The following is a 15,613-nucleotide window of genomic DNA, read 5'->3' on the forward strand; positions in this document are numbered from 1 at the left end:
TTCGGGGGTAGCCACGAACTTGCCGATCGTATGACCGTTGTGTTCGCTCGTGACACTGTTTCGCAGAGTTACGGCGGCCATAGCGGAGGGGAAACGCCCGGTCCCATTCCGAACCCGGAAGCTAAGCCCTCCAGCGCCGATGGTACTGCACTCGACAGGGTGTGGGAGAGTAGGACACCGCCGAACACACTTTCCCGGAATGCCCCCGACCCTCGCGGTCGGGGGCATTCCGCATTTCGAAACCATTGCCCACACAACAGCATTCACCGCTCTCATGCGCCGTCCGATCGTGGTGGGCGTCGAACGCCCACAGCTAACGACCTTGCAGTGTCTCGAGACTGCATATCGGAGCGCACAGACCGAATCGCTGCCGGCTCACCCAGCGAGCGGAACCGTCAACGCCATGGTGAGCGTCAGGGCACACGCGAGCGCGTTCGCCAGACGCGCGCAGAGTCGTCACACCGATGAACGCCAATCCCCGTGCGGCGGACGAACGCGCACGCGTTTGCCATCGCCCGACGCGCAGAGCGACCGGTCTGTCCCAGGAATCGATACACCGGTGCACGCTCAACAGTCCTTGGATCGGTCCGCGGACATGATGGTGCCAGGATCGCGCTCCTCACGAACGAATGCGCGCGTTTGCCGGCCGTACATGATGGTGCACCCCACTGCTCACCGCACGCTCGTCCACCTGAAGCGGCCGCAAGCGTATGTGCCGTCGCGGCGGGCGCACTCACGTCGAGGCCGACGGTTGTGCTTTCGATAGCGTCGACGCTCCAGTGCTCCGATCGCACGTCGGCAGCGTCGATCGCAGAGGCGAGTGCGAGAGGGCCGGGTTCTTCGGTCGAAATCAACTATCGTGCAATGAGATTCGAGTCAAAGGCGCGTCTGTCGCTCGTGCATGAATTAATTCGGTGGAGTTCACGGCTCAGGCCGTGCATGATCATGGCACAGGCAGATCGTAGAGACCGTGGAGGTGGACAATGGCAGCAGAATCGAAGTACGCAAGCCGACGAGTCGGCTGCACTCGGTTTGCGGGTATTGCCAATAGTGCTCTCTGAGTAGAGCTTCGGACCGAAGGTGAAGTGGCACCCTTCGAATTCCTCGCCGCGCAGCGCATCGCTGTGTTCGGCGTCCATACTTGTTGTAGGAGAACAGATGTACCAATACGAACAGATCTTGAACGAACACCGACAACGCGTGGAGCGTGGTGTCCGGAACTACGAGCGGCTTCGAGTCTTGGCGGAAAGGGCAGCGAAATCGTCTGCGAGCAAGCAGAACTCACGGGAAGTCGATGTCATCGGCACCGGAGAACCCGAGGACTGCGATGACGGGACGTTCGAATCCGACGTCCACGTCGGGACGTCGTCGATGAGGTGAACTCAACGCTGGACCAGATCGGAATAACGATCGCCTGCCGCTTCGATGAAATCGCGAACGAACCAGCACGCAGGGACCACCCGGAGTCCCTGCGTGCTGGTGTCGTCCAGTGCGTGCTCGGTAAGTGTTGCTGCGAGACCGCGGCCGCGAAATCGAGGAACAGTGACGGTGTGATGGAACGTTCTGACGCCGTCGGATTCGAGGTACTCCGAGTAGCCGGCCAGCTGAGAATCGACGTAGATCTCGAATCGATTGTTCGCACTGTCATGGGTGATCGTCACCTGCATGTCGGTACCTCCCGGCCGAGTTCGCTCTGCTCACCGTAACCGGCACTCGCCCGACGGGGTGTTCGGCGGTTACTCGAGCGTGGGTCGAAGCAGTAGGGTGAGGTAAACCGAGTCGTGCAAGCGCCACCCGTCGCAACACCGCTCTTCATAAGTACGGGGGGCTCTCGAGGCTGAAGGTGGCAATCCGTGGAAGACACATCCGACCGGGGAATCAAGGCATTCATTCGAACCGTGGCGCAGCGCGGTGGACGTGCGGAGCGGCTGACCACGTCCCGTCGTAACCCCGTGCAGGTCTGGTCGATGGACGGAAAATCCTCGTGCATCGTACGAGTGCGATCGAAGGTCACCGGGGATTGGAAGGCTCGCAGGCAAGACGAGTCGCTCGAGAGCGACGACACCGGATCCTCGTATTGGGTGTTCGTCGACCTGGCGAACGAAGCGCCGCGCTTCTACATGGTGTCCTCGGAAGAGATGGCTACCGACATTCGCGGGGAAGTGGATTTGTGGGTTCAGGATTCGCCTCTTCGCACCAGAACCGGACATCACGCTATCGCGGTGGACCGGGTGGCACATGGCAGTGAGCGGTGGGACCTGTTGGGTCTGAGCTCCACGTTGGACACCACGCTCGATGTCGGTCCGGAGCAGACGTGGGTTCGTACGCCCCGGGTCAAAGCAACGCGAAAGTCCAAGGTCGTCGTCGAAGAAGAAGTGGTCGACAACCGTGTGCGGGTCGTCGCTGATTGCGAGGGCTATCGGCTGAGCGGCCGCTACGACCCCGAGACCCAGCGGTTGGAGATCACTGCTGGACCGATGGAGGGTCGGCGGTTCGACAACCCGTCCGTCGCCGCCAGTGCCGTCGCCACCCACATCAGCGGAGATGTCGAAGAGCGTGACGGCTGGCAATTCTGGCAACTGGACACTCCAGATCGAGCTCCGCTGGGGTCGTTTCATTAAAGAACCGCAGGCCGGACGGGCTTCGTTGTGATTGCTCACCAAATTGTTCCATCGGCCGGAAACGGGCGAAGGGTCGGATTAATCTAGCGCTGGTAGGACGAGCTCCCTGTTTTAGCCACTGGGTCGAATCGATGTTCGAGAGTTCGTTCGTACATCGAAGTTCGGGTATCAGCGAGCTCAACGGTCGACAGTGCGAGGGGTGCTGTCGACCGTGGGGAGAGGTATTCACCATGGAGCATTCCTACCGGTCAGGTTCGGCCCACGCGTCCCGTTTCGTGTTCCTCATCGCGCAGTTCGTCGATCGAAGAATCCCAGCCGAGTTCTTCTCGGCCCAGTTTCGCGAGCTGCAGAACACTCAAACCGCGTATCTCGACGCCGACGTGTCGTCCGTCATCGGCATGTTGTCGGTGGACGTCGGTGCCTACCTGGGTGACGTCGAGATCCGCGGAGTCGACTACATCGACTCCGAACAACTGTGGATGGCCGCCGGACAGGCGTTTCGTGATCTGATGACTGTGCAGTCCGAGCACATGGAGCGTGAGGCGGGCTGACGGTCCGCGGCGATGTCACCTGAACCGATCACGCTGCCGCAGAAGATCTTCGAGCCTGAATCGTCGATGGGTTCCGCGCATCTCGATGGGTAGATCGCCGGCATCGGCCAACCGTCGGACATAGGTATCGGAGACCCCGAGTACTGCTGCGGCTTGTGAAGTCGTGAGAAGCTCGTCGACAGTTCCGATTGCCACCGCTCGGCCGGTGGCCAGCTGGGTGAGTAGTTCGAGCACAGCAGTGCGCGCCGCGTCGTCGAGTGGGACCGACGAATCGCCGATTCTGACATCGACGTCCGCACCGGTTCGCTTGTGTACGATGGCCGCGAGTTGCGTGGCCGAGCGCGACGCGAGAGCGGGCATGACGAATCGGAAGTCCATTCGAACAGGATAGAAGCGGACCGTACGCATAGGCTCGAGGCACCCGACTCACAAGGAGTGCTTCAGTGCCGCAGTTGTTGCATCTCGATTCGTCCGCCGACCCGGTTCGTTCGATCAGCCGTCGGGTCACGTCCCGCTTCTCGGACAGCTGGCATTCGATCGGCACCGACCACTCCGTGATTTATCGAGACCTACACCTGAATCCGTTGCCGCACCTCCCCACCTCTGCACTGCACTGGGCACCACACCTGCGCACAGCCGACGAAAGTGTGGAGGCATCCGCCGAGGCGCTGCAGACCGAACTGATCGAAGAACTGATCTCGGCGGACGTTGTGCTCATCGGCGCACCGATGTACAACTGGTCGATCCCGTCGACCTTGAAGGCGTGGATCGATTACGTGCACGTTCCCGGCATCACCGTCCCGTTCGACGCCGACACGGCACCCCTCGTCGGCAAACCTGCCGTGGTGGTGACGAGCCGCGGCAACGACTACACCCCCGGTACGGACGGCGCGTCGGCCGATCACACCACGGCCCAGTTGCGGCAGGTCCTCGGGGTCGCGCTCGGGATGGACGTCCACTTCGTCCCGGTCGATCTGACGCTTGCCGAGCGGGTGCCGGCGCTGGCACCCCGTATTCCGCAGGCGCAAGCCAATCTCGAGTCCGCGTATGTCGCGGTCGAGGAACTCGCGCAGCAGTTCGGCGGGGCGTCGCCCAGGTAGGACCCGATCAGCCTGGCGAGGTGCTACCGAGGTGACGACACGTTCAACAGAACATCCATCAGCTGCTTCTCCACCGCAGCGAACTGAGGTGTCGTCACGATCCCTAGACTCCGTGGGCGGGGAAGGGTTACCTCGACCTGCCGTCGCACGTGGGCAGGCCTGGGGGAGAGGACGACGACCCGATCGGAGAGGTACACCGCCTCACGGATGTCGTGCGTGATCATCAGCACCGTCCATCGAAAGTCCGACCAGACCTGCTGCAACCAGGACTGCATGTCGCTGCGGGTCAACGAGTCCAGCGCACCGAACGGCTCGTCGAGCAACAGCACCGACCGGCCCTGCACCACCGTCCGTAGTAGCGCAGCTCGCTGGCGCATGCCGCCGGAGAGCTCGGCCGGCCTGGCCGACTCGTATCCGTCGAGGCCGAACACCGGGAACAGTTCCCGCGCCCGCGCCCGCGCTTCCTTCTTGGCGACACCCTGCACTTCGAGTCCGAGAGTCGTGTTGTCCAACACGGATCGCCAGGGAAACAGAAGGTCCTTCTGCGGCATGTAGGCGCATGGTGGCGCATTCACCGTGCCGGAATCGGGTCGGTCGAGCTGGGCCAGCATGTTGAAGACCGTGCTCTTGCCGGATCCGCTCGGCCCGATGATCGAGACGAACTCGCCGGGCTTCGCATCGAACGAGACGCCGTCCAGCACACGCTTGTCGCCGAACGATTTGGTCAGATCGCGAACAACGATGCAGTTGTCGGAGGCGGGCGGTTCAGACATGCAGTCCCGCCGAACCGTGGCGTGCCCACGGAGCAACCAATCGCTCCACCACGAACGTGGAGACGAAGAGCACCACACTGATCACGGCTGTGACGGCCACCGCGGCAAGAACCAGATCGGTTCGGAACGAGTTCTTCTGTTGGCTCATGTAGATGCCCAGCCCTGCACTCGCTCCGGCGTATTCGGCGAAGATCGCCCCGACGACCGCGTAGGTGATACCGATGCGTAGTGCGGTGAAGAACCGGGGGAGAGCAGACGGTAGGCGTACGTACCGAAACTGTTGCCAGCGTGAGGCTCCCATGCTCACGAGGAGAGACCGCGCATCGCGATCGGCCGCCGCGAAGCCCTCGATCAGCCCGATGGCCATGGGGAAGAACGTGGCCAGAGCGATCACCAGAACCTTGGGGAGCAAACCGAAACCGAACCAGATGATCAGCAAGGGTGCGATGGCAATGATCGGCAGCGTCTGCGACACGACGAAGAGTGGTACGAATGCGCGCCGGAGCCACGGCGAGAAATCCACCGCAACGGCCAGTAGCCAGGCGAGGGCCAGGGAGACCGCAAAACCGACGAGCGTCACCTGCAGGGTCGCAGCCGCGTTTTCGGCGATCGCGTCACGCTGCGCCCAACCCTGCACGACGACGCGACCGGGCGACGGCAGCACCTGCGGGCGGATGCCGCTGACCTGGACGTAGACCTGCCAGGCAGCTATCAGCGCGGCGACAACGGTGACTGCGGGCCACGCCCAGCGGATGGAGGCGCGGATTCCACTGAACGAGAACGTGTCTCGCTCAGCGGTGACCGGCTTACCGATCGCCGAGGTAGTCATTGGTGAAGTACGTCGACCAGTCCGGCTCCGTCGTGAGAGGGGTGCCGTTCTGATCGGCCAGTACACCGCTCTCGTACAGGAATTTCGAGTACGCCGTCCACTTGTCGAGGCTCTGTCTGCCGACCTCGCCGGAGGCATCCTTCATGTACTTCGCTGCGAGCATCTCCTGGCTCTCGAAAACGAGCGACTCGTCGGTGAAGGTTCCGGGGTTGGCGTCGATCAGATCCTGGGCAGCTCTGTCCGGATCGTCGGCAGCGAGTTGGTAACCGCGTTGCAGGGCCTGTACGAACTTCTTCGCCTCGTCCGGGTGGGCAGCGAGCCAGGGTTCGTTGCCACTGATGGTGAGAGCGTAGGCGTCGGGAAATCCGTAGTCGGTGTAATCGAAGTACTTCATCGGGGTTCCGCTGTGTTCGGCTTCGATGCCCTCCCACGCGAAGTAGGAGACGGTGAAGTCCGCGGTGCCCGAATACACCGCCTCGTACGCCGAGGTTCCCAGGACGACGGTCTCGTATTCGCCTGTGCCACCGTCGTTCTTGATGACCTGCTGGAGTCCGGCCTGCTCCCCGGATTCGCCGAAGCCGGCATAGACCTTGCCGTCGAGGGCCTTGGGGCTCGGGATGTCGTCTCGATCTGCGCGGACTCCGATGCCGGTCGCCCAATGCTGTAGCGGTGCGAGAACAGAGACGGTCTGCGCGCCCGCCGAGGTGGCGAACACCCCCGAACTCTGGGTGCTGATGCCGAACTCGGCGTTACCGGCATCGACGAGCGTGTCCGCTGCAGTGTTGTTGTAGGGCAGAACCTCTACGTTCAACCCGGCGTCGGCGAAGTAGCCTTCTTGCAGGGCAACGTACAGGCCGGTGTGATTGGTGTTCGGGGTCCAGTCGAGGGCGAATCGAATGGTGTCGGAATCGGTCGATTCCGAGCAACCTGCCAGCCCGGTGGTTGCCACGACCGCCGCTGCAAGCGTGGCGAGGATTCGTGTGGTTCTCATGCGTACACCGCGCTCTCGGCCAGGGGCCACGCAGTGGGATGTAAAGCGCTGTCCCAGAACATCAATTCGTATCGCGACGCGACGACGAAGGCGTCGATCATCTGCTTGCGCTGATCGAGCGTCGCAGCCGCAGCGGCGTCGTCCACGAAAGTCTTCGCAGCGTCGACGATGGCATGAAATTCGGGTGCGTCGTAGGCAGCCACCCATTGCGCATAGGGGTGTTCGGGATCGCGATCGAGAACCGTCTTCGCTGCCGCGGCGAGTGAGCGGCCGACCTCCGCGTAGATCCAGAAACACGGCAGCACCGCGGCGGCGGCCACGGCATACGGCTCGGTTGCTGCAGTGGCGATCAGGTAGGACGTGTAGCCCAGGCACTCCGGTGAAGCCTCCGGAGTCGACGTCGACGAGGGGAGCGACCCCCCGTTCAGCATGGCCTCGTGCGACGATGCCTCGTCCATGGCGCTCGCGGCGGCGCTTGCCCAGAATGCCCCGGCGAGCGGGTTCGGTGCATGTGCGGCCAGCAAGGACAACGACTTCACGTACCCGCTCAGATAGAGCGAGTCCTGCTCCAGATACCGACGGAACGCATCGAGCGGAAGTGTCCCGGCACCGAGCAGTCGGAGGAATTTTAGGTCGTCGATCGCGTGCCGGATATGCGCGGAGGCATCCCACAGGAGATCGGTGAAGCGGACCGGGTCCGCAGATACAACAGGCGTCATCGCCTTCGACATCCCTTCGTCAGCATTACCTGAATCAGGTTCGGCGGGTTTGATCTCAGCATCCGCATCGGCGGACACACCCCGTGTCAGAACGAAAGCGACAGTAACACCGGTCACCTGGTGTCGGTGCCGCCGCCCCTGTATCTGCGGCCCGGGCTCACCCCAGCATGTCTTCGAGTTCCATACCCTTGGTCTCGGTGATCTTGGCCTTGACGAACAAGAACGACAAGGCCGCGAACAGTGCGAAGCCGGCGTAGATGGCCCACAGGCCGACCGACGACGTGAGCGGCGGGAAGGCAAGCGTCACAGCGAAGTTGGCAATCCAGTTGGCTGCCGTGCCGATGCCGAGGGCCATGGCTCGCATGCGGTTGGGGAACATTTCGCCGAGCATGACCCACATGATCGGACCCCAGGTCGACGCGAAGAAGATGACGAACAGGTTGGCACCGATCAACGCAATGGCACCCCACGGAGCGGGGAGCGTGATGTCGTCGCCGCTACCGATCGACTGCGAGAAAGCTACCGATGCCATGACCAGTCCGACGAACATGCCGAGCGAACCCGCCAATAGAAGCTTGCGCCGACCGATGCGGTCGACGAACAGGATCGCCACGAATGTCATGACCACATTGATCACCGCGGTGATGACCGACGTGGTGAACGACTGGTCTTCGGTGAAGCCGACCGAGCGCCACAGCGTCGTCGAGTAGTAGAAGATCGCGTTGATGCCCACGAGTTGCTGCAGCACGGCCATCGTGATGCCCACCCACACGATCGGTTGCAGGCCGAACTTCGGCCCGCGGATGTCGGCAAACGACGAACGTGATTCCTTGCGCAGCGTCAGCCTGATTTCGTGAACGCGCTCGTCGGGATGCAGTTCGCCGGTGATCTCGGCGAGCACTCGCGCTGCTTCTTCGTCGAGATGCTGGCCCACCAGGTACCGCGGGGATTCCGGGATCAGTGTTGCCAGCAGCCCGTAGACCAGTGCCGGCACGACGCCCACGAGGAACATCCAGCGCCATGCTTCGACACCGAACCACAGGTCGTTCGACGCCCCGTCTGCAGCACCTGCGAGAAGTGCGTCGGACAGCAGGGCGGCGAAGATACCGATGGTGATGGCCAGCTGCTGAAGCGAGGCCAGGGAGCCGCGCCATTTGGCCGGTGCAATTTCGGCGATGTAGGCCGGTGCGATCACCGACGCGATGCCGATGCCGAGGCCGCCGAGCACTCGCCACAGCATGAGGTCGGGGACGCTGAACGCAAAGCCGGAGCCCACGGAGGAGATGATGAACAGCGCCGAGCCCAGCAGCATCACTCTCTTGCGTCCCCAGCGATCCGCGAGGCTACCGGCGAACCATGCGCCCACAGCGCAGCCGATCAGGGCGATCGCCACCACGAAGCCGGTGGTGAACGAGCCGAGGGAAAAGTGATCTTCGATCGAGTCGACGGCTCCGTTGATGACCGAGCTGTCGAAGCCGAACAGGAAGCCACCCACAGCTGCGGCGACGCTGACGCCGATGACCTTCGCTGTGTGGTGGTCCGAGGTCTGATTCATGAGTGACGCACCTTCTGGCCGCGCGCGGGGGCGTCGGCCGCTGGGGAGACCGTACGGCAGAGATTGTCGTACCGTACTCGGACATTACGCCTGGTCCTTTGCCGCGCAAACGACGCCGTCAGCGAAGGTCGAAATCCTCGGCCGAGACGGTGAAGCCATGGCCGACCTGGTCGGTGCAGGTGACGCCGGCTTGCTCGTCGACGCTGCATTGCAGGCCGTTGGTGGATCCGCTGCCGGGGACGGTGAGCACCTCGCCGTACGGCAGTGCCGCCGCGGGGCCGTCGAAACGATGGAACTTGGGATCGCCGAGGCTCTCGAACTTCGCCGGTGACCCAGCGATCAACTGCACGGCATTGGGTTCGACGACGGACTCCGAGGCTCCGCTTCCAGGAACCTTCGGTGCCGAATCGGGGAGCGAACCGTGGCAACCGGCGATCGAGGTGTTCAGCACGGCGATACCGCACTCGAATTTTCCACTGGGGCTCGAAAAGTAGTACCAGCCAGGTGCTTTGCCCGCGTAGTCCTTCGAATCGACCTGAGCCGCTGCCGAAGTCGTCGGCGTTGCCGTGGTGGTGGGTGGCGGCGTGGTGGACGCCGGCGGCGTCGTGGACGCAGGTGAGGGTGAGAGCGTACTGCGGGGCGTGGTCGGAAGCGCGGTGATGGGGGTGGGGCGGTCGGTGATGACGGTGGCCATCGCCCCGTCGCCGCCACTGGAACCGCAGGCGGCCAGTAGCCCGACTGCCACGACTGCCGCTGCGGCACATCCGATTCTTCTCATCGTCGATTCCTTCGCTCGGGGGCGTCGACGCCGAAAGAAGCGTCGCCGAGCCCAGGGGTGATGTTGGTACGTTGGGCAGCGAACGAACAGGAGGCTCGATGGGCAACGCGTCCGACTCCACCGTGTGTGTGAGCACGCCGTACGGCGAAGTTCTCGGCTATCCGGTCGCCGTCGACGCATCGCCGATCGTGGCATGGAGGGGAATTCCCTACGCGGCGCCGCCGGTGGGGAAGCTCAGATTCCGATCGCCGCGTCCCCTGCAACCGTGGAACGGCGTGCTCGACGGTCTGCACTTCGGTGCGATGGCACCACAGGGTCGCGACAGTCCGGTCCCGATCGATCCGTCGTTGTCCATCTCCGAGGATTGCCTGTCGCTCAACGTGTGGGCACCACGGCCCGACGGCGAACTGCGTCCGGTGCTGGTGTGGATCCACGGCGGCGCGTATTCGCTCGGTTCTTCTGCGCAACAGGTGTACGACGGGCGACATCTGAGCGAGAACGGCGACGTGGTCGTGGTCTCGATCAACTTCCGCCTCGGTGCCTTCGGGTTCCTCGACTTGTCGTCGTTCTCCACCGACGAGCACACGTTCGAGACCAATCTGGGACTGCGAGACCAGATCGCAGCCCTCGAATGGGTGCGCGAGTGCATCGCCGCGTTCGGTGGCGATCCCGATCGAGTCACCCTGTTCGGCGAATCCTCCGGGGGCGCATCGGTCACCACGTTGATGACGTCTCCGAAGGCCGAGGGCCTGTTTCAGCAAGCGATCGTGCAGAGTGCTCCTGCGACATCGGTGTACGGCCCCGATCGAGGTGCCGCGGTGGCGTCGAGATTTCTCGAATTGGTGGGTGTCGACCGGGACGACATCGGCGAATTGTTCGACATGCACTTCAGCAGGTTGGTCACCGCGGGGGACACGCTCTGCTACGAAGTTCCCACGAGAGTTCCTGGCACTTTGGGTCTTTCGCCGGTCGTGGACGGTGACATCGTTCCGCGTTACCCGGTGGCGGCGTTCCAGAAAGGGCTCTCGCACAAGATTCCACTGATCATCGGCACCAACCACGACGAGCCGTCGATCTTCCGATTCATGAAGTCCCCGTTGATGCCCATCACCTCCGACACCGTCTCGGAGATGTTCCGGGCCATTGCCCACGATCATGCCGATCTTCCCGCTCACCGAGTCGCCGAGATCATGGCGGCCTACCCGGACCGGAACAAACCGGCCGGCGCACAAGCCATGTCGCGTGACGCGGGATTCGTCATGCCGAGCATGTGGATCGCCGACGCGCACAGCAGGCACTCGCCGACCTGGATGTACAGATTCGATCACGCGACACCGATGCTCAAAGCGGCTCGTGTGGGCGCCGGACACGCAACCGAACTGCCGTACGTCTTCGGCAATTTCGGGACGTTGAACCGAGACCCGACGTTCTGGCTCGGTGGACGTAAACCGGCGATGGCGGTGGCGGCGCGGATCCAGAGGCGGTGGCTCGCTTTCGCGCGGTACGGCGTGCCCGCTGCGCTGGACGCGTCCAAGCACTGGGCTCCGTACACCGAGAAGACGCGATGGACGCTGGTGATCGACACATCCGACACCCTGGTCGAGGATCCCGACGGCGACATGCGCGCTGCCTGGGGCGACCGGGTTCTCGGATTCAGCTGACACGTCACCATGCGTCCTGTCGCATGGACGTTGCTGACATGAATCGAACGTAACAGCAAGAACACCGGTCGCTCGAGTCCCAGCGGTAACAATTGGATGTCAGCAGCCTGTCGGTAGGTGCAGTTATGTTCGGTGAGTGTTGATGTCCAGGATCGTCGAAGCCTCCCGTGCCGTGGCCGCGACGCGCTCGCGCAAGGTCAAGATCGAGCAGCTGAGCGCGGTGCTCGCCGAGGCGGAAGCCGGCGACATCGAATCCGCGGTGTCGTGGCTGTCGGGGGAGTTGCGGCAGGGACGAATAGGAGTCGGTTGGCGCACGCTGGCCGATCTCGACGTCACCTCCGCCGAGGTCTCGACGTTGACGGTGACCGAGGTCGACGATGCGATCTCCGCGGTCGCGTCGACGTCGGGTGCCGGGTCGGCTGCGCGGCGAGTAGCGCTGTTGACGGACCTCTTCTCGCGCTGCACCGCGGAGGAGCGGCAGTTTCTCATCAGGCTCGTCACCGGCGAACTCCGTCAGGGGGCGCTCGAGGGAATCATGGTCGACGCGGTCGCAGCCGCCACTAATCTTCCGCAGGCGCCGGTGCGTCGCGCGTTCATGCTCTCGGGCCGCCTGTCGGCCACTGCTGTTGCCGCGATCACCGGCGGCGTAGAGGCCCTGGATGCGTTCCGGCTCGAGGTGGGACGCCCGGTCCGCCCGATGTTGGCCTCGCCCGCAGAATCTCTGCGCGCGGCGTGGGAGCAACTGGACGGCGACGTCACCGTCGAATACAAGCTCGACGGCGCTCGAATTCAGGTGCACCGCTCCGGAACCGTCGTGAGCATCTACACGCGGACCTTGCGAGACATCACTGCGAGCGTGCCCGAGTTGGTGGAACTCGTACTCGCACTGCCGTGCGACTCAGTGGTCCTCGACGGGGAGACCCTTGCTCTCGACGACAGTGGGCGGCCGCGACCGTTCCAGGAAACGATGAGCCGGTTCGGCGCGGAGAGCACGCACGAACTCCTGCTGCAGCCCTACTTCTTCGATTGTCTGCACCTGGACGGCGACGATTTGCTCGATGTGCCCCTCGAAGAGCGGCTGGCTGCACTCGAACGAGTGGCACCGGGGCACCGAATTCCCAGTGCCGTTCGGCCCGATGCGGACGGAGCAGCCGCCCATTTCGATGCTGCACTCGACGCCGGGCACGAGGGGGTCATGCTGAAGGCTCTCGGAGCGCCGTATGCCGCAGGCCGCCGCGGAAAGAGCTGGCAGAAGGTCAAACCCGAACACACCCTCGACCTCGTCGTCCTCGGAGCCGAGTGGGGATACGGACGTCGTACCGGTTACCTGTCCAATCTGCACCTCGGAGCTCGCGATCCCGATGGCGGTGATCCGATCATGGTCGGCAAGACGTTCAAAGGCCTGACCGACGTTCTGTTGCAATGGCAGACCGAGGAATTTCCCAAACACGAGAGAGGGCGCGACGAGCACACCGTGTATCTGCGCCCCGAACTGATCGTCGAGATCGAACTCGACGGCGTGCAGGTCAGCCCACGCTACCCGGGCGGCGTGGCGCTGCGATTCGCGCGAGTCCTGCGGTACCGACCCGATAAGAACCTCGCGACTGCCGACACCATCGACTCCGTGCGTGCACTGTTGCCGAAGTCCAACTGATCAGCATCCCACCTGTGCACACCACGGACGATTAATACATACGAAACCGGACGAACGATCCCGTAACACGGCGCAAAATATTCTCGAGGGTGCAAGCCAGCGAGAGATGGAGTGCCAATGATGTCCACAGTTCGAGCTGCACTGGTCCAAAGCAAGTGGACCGGTGACAAAGAAACGATGATCGCGGCGCACGAGGGGTTTGCTCGGTCCGCCGCCGAGCAGGGCGCGAAAGTCGTTTGTTTCCAGGAACTTTTCTACGGTCCGTACTTCTGCCAATTGCAGGACGCAAAATTCTACGAATACGCCGAATCGGTACCCGGGCCCACCGTCGATCGTTTCGCCGCATTGGCGAAAGAGCTGGGCATCGTGATGATTCTGCCGGTGTACGAGCAGGAGCAGCCGGGCCTTCTTTACAACACGGCCGCCGTGGTGGACGCCGACGGCACCTATCTCGGCAAGTATCGGAAGCACCACATTCCCCATGTCAACGGATTCTGGGAGAAGTTCTACTTCCGACCCGGCAACCTGGGATGGCCGGTGTTCGACACCGCGGTCGGTCGAATCGGGGTGTACATCTGCTACGACCGGCACTTTCCCGAAGGTTGGCGTGCGTTGGGCCTTGCCGGCGCGGAGATCGTCTTTAATCCCTCGGCTACCTCGCGCGGCCTGTCGAACTACCTGTGGAAGCTCGAGCAACCCGCATCTGCCGTCGCGAACGAGTACTACGTGGGCGCGATCAACCGGGTCGGAATCGAATCCGAATACGGAGACGACGATTTCTACGGGACCAGCTACTTCGTGGACCCCGAGGGCAAATTCGTCGGCGAGGTGGCGTCGGATTCCGAGCCCGAGATCGTCGTTCGAGATCTGGACATGGACTTGATCAAGGTGGTCCGTGACCGATGGGCCTTCTATCGTGACCGCAGACCCGACGCCTACGGCCCGCTGGTGCAACCCTGATGGCCACCACCTTCGTGCACGGTGGAACCGTGGTATCCACCACCGGCGCACAGGAATTGGATGTGCTCATCGACGGTGAAACCATCGTCGCAGTATTGGCACCGGGCTCGGTGTCACTGGCCGCAGACTTGAAGACCTCGGCAGACGTCGTCATCGACGCCACCGGGAAGTACGTGATTCCGGGCGGCGTCGACGGACACACCCACATGGAGATGCCGTTCGGTGGCACGTTCGCCTCCGACACCTTCGAAACCGGAACGCGCGCGGCAGCCTGGGGTGGTACGACGACCATCGTGGACTTCGCGATTCAGACTCCTGGCCAGCGAGTACAGGACACATTGGCACAGTGGCACGAGAAAGCGGCAGGGAAGTGCGCCGTCGACTACGGGTTTCACCAGATCATCGGCGACGTCACCGACGATTCCCTGAAAGCCATGAGCGAGTTGGTCTCCGAGGGTGTCACCAGCTTCAAACTCTTCATGGCCTACCCGGGCGTCTTCTACTCCGACGACGGCAAGATTCTGCGCGCCATGCAGTCGGCGGCCGAAACAGGTGCGTTGCTGATGATGCACGCGGAGAACGGCATTGCCATCGACGTTCTCGTGGCGCAGTCGATCGCACGCGGAGACACGGCCCCGTACTTCCACGGGACGTCGCGTCCGTGGCAGCTCGAGGAGGAGGCGACGCACCGAGCCATCATGCTGGCCGACGTCACCGGCGCGCCGCTGTATGTGGTGCACGTATCCGCCAAGCAGGCGCTCGAGCAGATTGCGCAGGCTCGGGGCAACGGGCAGAACGTGTTTGCCGAAACGTGTCCGCAGTATCTCTATCTGTCGCTCGAAGAACAGCTCGGTGCGCCGGGTTTCGAGGGGGCCAAATGGGTGTGCTCGACGCCTCTGCGGTCGCGGGCCGAGGGGCATCAGGACGAACTGTGGCGTTACCTGCGCACCGGTGACGTCGCAACCGTCAGTACCGATCATTGCCCGTTCTGTATGAAGGACCAGAAGGAGATGGGTATCGGCGACTTCTCCAAGATTCCCAACGGAATCGGGTCGGTGGAGCATCGGATCGATTTGATGTTCCAAGGGGTGAAGAGCGGAAAGATCACCCTCGAGAAGTGGGTGGATGTCTGTTGCACCACCCCGGCCCGGATGTTCGGCATGTACCCGAAGAAGGGCGTCATCAGCCCCGGAGCCGATGCCGACATCGTGATCTACGATCCGAACGGGCACACCAGCATCGGAGTGGACAAGACCCATCACATGAACATGGACTACTCCGCGTACGAGGGTTTCGAGATCGACGGGCACGTCGACACCGTGATGTCTCGCGGGCGGGTGATCGTCGACGGCGGATCTTACTCCGGCACTGCAGGACACGGCAGCTTCGTCCGACGCGACCTGTCGCAGAATCTGATCTGA

The 15,613-nt window shown here is 63.0% G+C and carries 15 protein-coding genes, 1 rRNA gene and 1 riboswitch; of the genes, 8 read left to right on the top strand and 8 right to left on the bottom strand.

Annotation, left to right across the window (positions count from 1 at the left end; all coding sequences use genetic code 11):
- Positions 1–69: 69 nt before the first annotated feature.
- Positions 70–186 (top strand): 5S ribosomal RNA (gene rrf / locus ASG84_RS14760).
- 1,196 nt (positions 187–1,382) lie between these two features.
- On the opposite strand, the gene ASG84_RS14770 is transcribed toward rrf, so the two are convergent.
- Positions 1,383–1,667 carry a GNAT family N-acetyltransferase gene (locus ASG84_RS14770; protein WP_057477812.1) on the bottom strand — a complete coding sequence of 95 codons (285 nt, stop codon included), beginning with the start codon at positions 1,665–1,667 and terminating at the stop codon, positions 1,383–1,385.
- A 186-nt stretch (positions 1,668–1,853) separates the two neighbouring features.
- On the opposite strand from ASG84_RS14770, the gene ASG84_RS14775 reads away from it, so the two are divergent.
- Both ASG84_RS14775 and ASG84_RS14780 read left to right on the top strand, forming a co-directional pair.
- On the top strand, positions 1,854–2,621 hold the full coding sequence (locus ASG84_RS14775; RefSeq protein WP_057477813.1) for a hypothetical protein: 768 nt from the start codon (positions 1,854–1,856) through the stop codon (positions 2,619–2,621).
- A gap of 230 nt (positions 2,622–2,851) precedes the next feature.
- Entirely contained in the window at positions 2,852–3,172 is a 321-nt protein-coding gene (locus ASG84_RS14780) for a hypothetical protein (protein WP_057477873.1), read from the top strand.
- 15 nt (positions 3,173–3,187) lie between these two features.
- Here the strand turns inward: ASG84_RS14780 and ASG84_RS14785 are convergent, their stop codons facing one another.
- Complete coding sequence (locus ASG84_RS14785; RefSeq protein WP_057477814.1) at positions 3,188–3,550, bottom strand: helix-turn-helix domain-containing protein; 363 nt, start codon at positions 3,548–3,550, stop codon at positions 3,188–3,190.
- 65 nt (positions 3,551–3,615) lie between these two features.
- Here ASG84_RS14785 and ASG84_RS14790 point away from each other — a divergent pair, with 65 nt between their 5' ends.
- Positions 3,616–4,272 carry an FMN-dependent NADH-azoreductase gene (locus ASG84_RS14790; protein WP_057477815.1) on the top strand — a complete coding sequence of 219 codons (657 nt, stop codon included), beginning with the start codon at positions 3,616–3,618 and terminating at the stop codon, positions 4,270–4,272.
- A gap of 23 nt (positions 4,273–4,295) precedes the next feature.
- Here the strand turns inward: ASG84_RS14790 and ASG84_RS14795 are convergent, their stop codons facing one another.
- The 6 genes from ASG84_RS14795 to ASG84_RS28205 all read right to left on the bottom strand — a co-directional run bounded on the left by ASG84_RS14795 (position 4,296) and on the right by ASG84_RS28205 (position 9,917).
- Positions 4,296–5,045, bottom strand: coding sequence for an ABC transporter ATP-binding protein (locus ASG84_RS14795; protein ID WP_057477816.1), 750 nt, complete (start codon positions 5,043–5,045; stop codon positions 4,296–4,298).
- Positions 5,038–5,874 carry an ABC transporter permease gene (locus tag ASG84_RS14800; protein WP_057477817.1) on the bottom strand — a complete coding sequence of 279 codons (837 nt, stop codon included), beginning with the start codon at positions 5,872–5,874 and terminating at the stop codon, positions 5,038–5,040. The genes ASG84_RS14795 and ASG84_RS14800 overlap by 8 nt, the downstream gene beginning before the upstream one ends.
- Positions 5,852–6,865 carry an ABC transporter substrate-binding protein gene (locus ASG84_RS14805; RefSeq protein WP_057477818.1) on the bottom strand — a complete coding sequence of 338 codons (1,014 nt, stop codon included), beginning with the start codon at positions 6,863–6,865 and terminating at the stop codon, positions 5,852–5,854. The genes ASG84_RS14800 and ASG84_RS14805 overlap by 23 nt, the downstream gene beginning before the upstream one ends.
- Positions 6,862–7,584, bottom strand: a complete 723-nt coding sequence (locus ASG84_RS14810; protein WP_082521004.1) for a TenA family protein — start codon at positions 7,582–7,584, stop codon at positions 6,862–6,864. The genes ASG84_RS14805 and ASG84_RS14810 overlap by 4 nt, the downstream gene beginning before the upstream one ends.
- Positions 7,579–7,678, bottom strand: a riboswitch (TPP riboswitch). (Overlaps the previous gene by 6 nt.)
- 63 nt (positions 7,679–7,741) lie before the next feature.
- Positions 7,742–9,139 (bottom strand): sugar porter family MFS transporter, encoded by a 1,398-nt coding sequence (locus tag ASG84_RS14815; protein WP_057477819.1) that lies wholly within the window; start codon positions 9,137–9,139, stop codon positions 7,742–7,744.
- A gap of 118 nt (positions 9,140–9,257) precedes the next feature.
- Positions 9,258–9,917 carry a hypothetical protein gene (locus ASG84_RS28205; RefSeq protein WP_235581673.1) on the bottom strand — a complete coding sequence of 220 codons (660 nt, stop codon included), beginning with the start codon at positions 9,915–9,917 and terminating at the stop codon, positions 9,258–9,260.
- 98 nt (positions 9,918–10,015) lie between these two features.
- On the opposite strand from ASG84_RS28205, the gene ASG84_RS14825 reads away from it, so the two are divergent.
- From ASG84_RS14825 to hydA, 4 genes are all read left to right on the top strand, one after another.
- On the top strand, positions 10,016–11,578 hold the full coding sequence (locus tag ASG84_RS14825) for a carboxylesterase/lipase family protein (RefSeq protein WP_057477820.1): 1,563 nt from the start codon (positions 10,016–10,018) through the stop codon (positions 11,576–11,578).
- Between the two features lie 136 nt (positions 11,579–11,714).
- Positions 11,715–13,232, top strand: coding sequence for an ATP-dependent DNA ligase (locus ASG84_RS14830; RefSeq protein WP_057477821.1), 1,518 nt, complete (start codon positions 11,715–11,717; stop codon positions 13,230–13,232).
- 120 nt (positions 13,233–13,352) lie between these two features.
- Entirely contained in the window at positions 13,353–14,192 is an 840-nt protein-coding gene (locus ASG84_RS14835) for a nitrilase-related carbon-nitrogen hydrolase (RefSeq protein WP_200936598.1), read from the top strand.
- Positions 14,192–15,613, top strand: coding sequence for a dihydropyrimidinase (hydA, locus tag ASG84_RS14840; protein WP_057477823.1), 1,422 nt, complete (start codon positions 14,192–14,194; stop codon positions 15,611–15,613). The genes ASG84_RS14835 and hydA overlap by 1 nt, the downstream gene beginning before the upstream one ends.

Source organism: Rhodococcus sp. Leaf278, assembly GCF_001426085.1.
In the GTDB taxonomy this organism is placed as follows: domain Bacteria; phylum Actinomycetota; class Actinomycetes; order Mycobacteriales; family Mycobacteriaceae; genus Rhodococcoides.

Coding starts and splice junctions, on each gene's coding strand:
- ASG84_RS14825 (WP_057477820.1), top strand. CDS start 10,016: ATGGGCAACGCGTCCGACTCCACCGTGTGTGTGAGCACGCCGTACGGC.
- hydA (WP_057477823.1), top strand. CDS start 14,192: ATGGCCACCACCTTCGTGCACGGTGGAACCGTGGTATCCACCACCGGC.
- ASG84_RS14780 (WP_057477873.1), top strand. CDS start 2,852: ATGGAGCATTCCTACCGGTCAGGTTCGGCCCACGCGTCCCGTTTCGTG.
- ASG84_RS14770 (WP_057477812.1), bottom strand. CDS start 1,667: ATGCAGGTGACGATCACCCATGACAGTGCGAACAATCGATTCGAGATC.
- ASG84_RS14815 (WP_057477819.1), bottom strand. CDS start 9,139: ATGAATCAGACCTCGGACCACCACACAGCGAAGGTCATCGGCGTCAGC.
- ASG84_RS14805 (WP_057477818.1), bottom strand. CDS start 6,865: ATGAGAACCACACGAATCCTCGCCACGCTTGCAGCGGCGGTCGTGGCA.
- ASG84_RS14800 (WP_057477817.1), bottom strand. CDS start 5,874: ATGACTACCTCGGCGATCGGTAAGCCGGTCACCGCTGAGCGAGACACG.
- ASG84_RS14835 (WP_200936598.1), top strand. CDS start 13,353: ATGTCCACAGTTCGAGCTGCACTGGTCCAAAGCAAGTGGACCGGTGAC.
- ASG84_RS14795 (WP_057477816.1), bottom strand. CDS start 5,045: ATGTCTGAACCGCCCGCCTCCGACAACTGCATCGTTGTTCGCGATCTG.
- ASG84_RS14785 (WP_057477814.1), bottom strand. CDS start 3,550: ATGGACTTCCGATTCGTCATGCCCGCTCTCGCGTCGCGCTCGGCCACG.
- ASG84_RS28205 (WP_235581673.1), bottom strand. CDS start 9,917: ATGAGAAGAATCGGATGTGCCGCAGCGGCAGTCGTGGCAGTCGGGCTA.
- ASG84_RS14810 (WP_082521004.1), bottom strand. CDS start 7,584: ATGACGCCTGTTGTATCTGCGGACCCGGTCCGCTTCACCGATCTCCTG.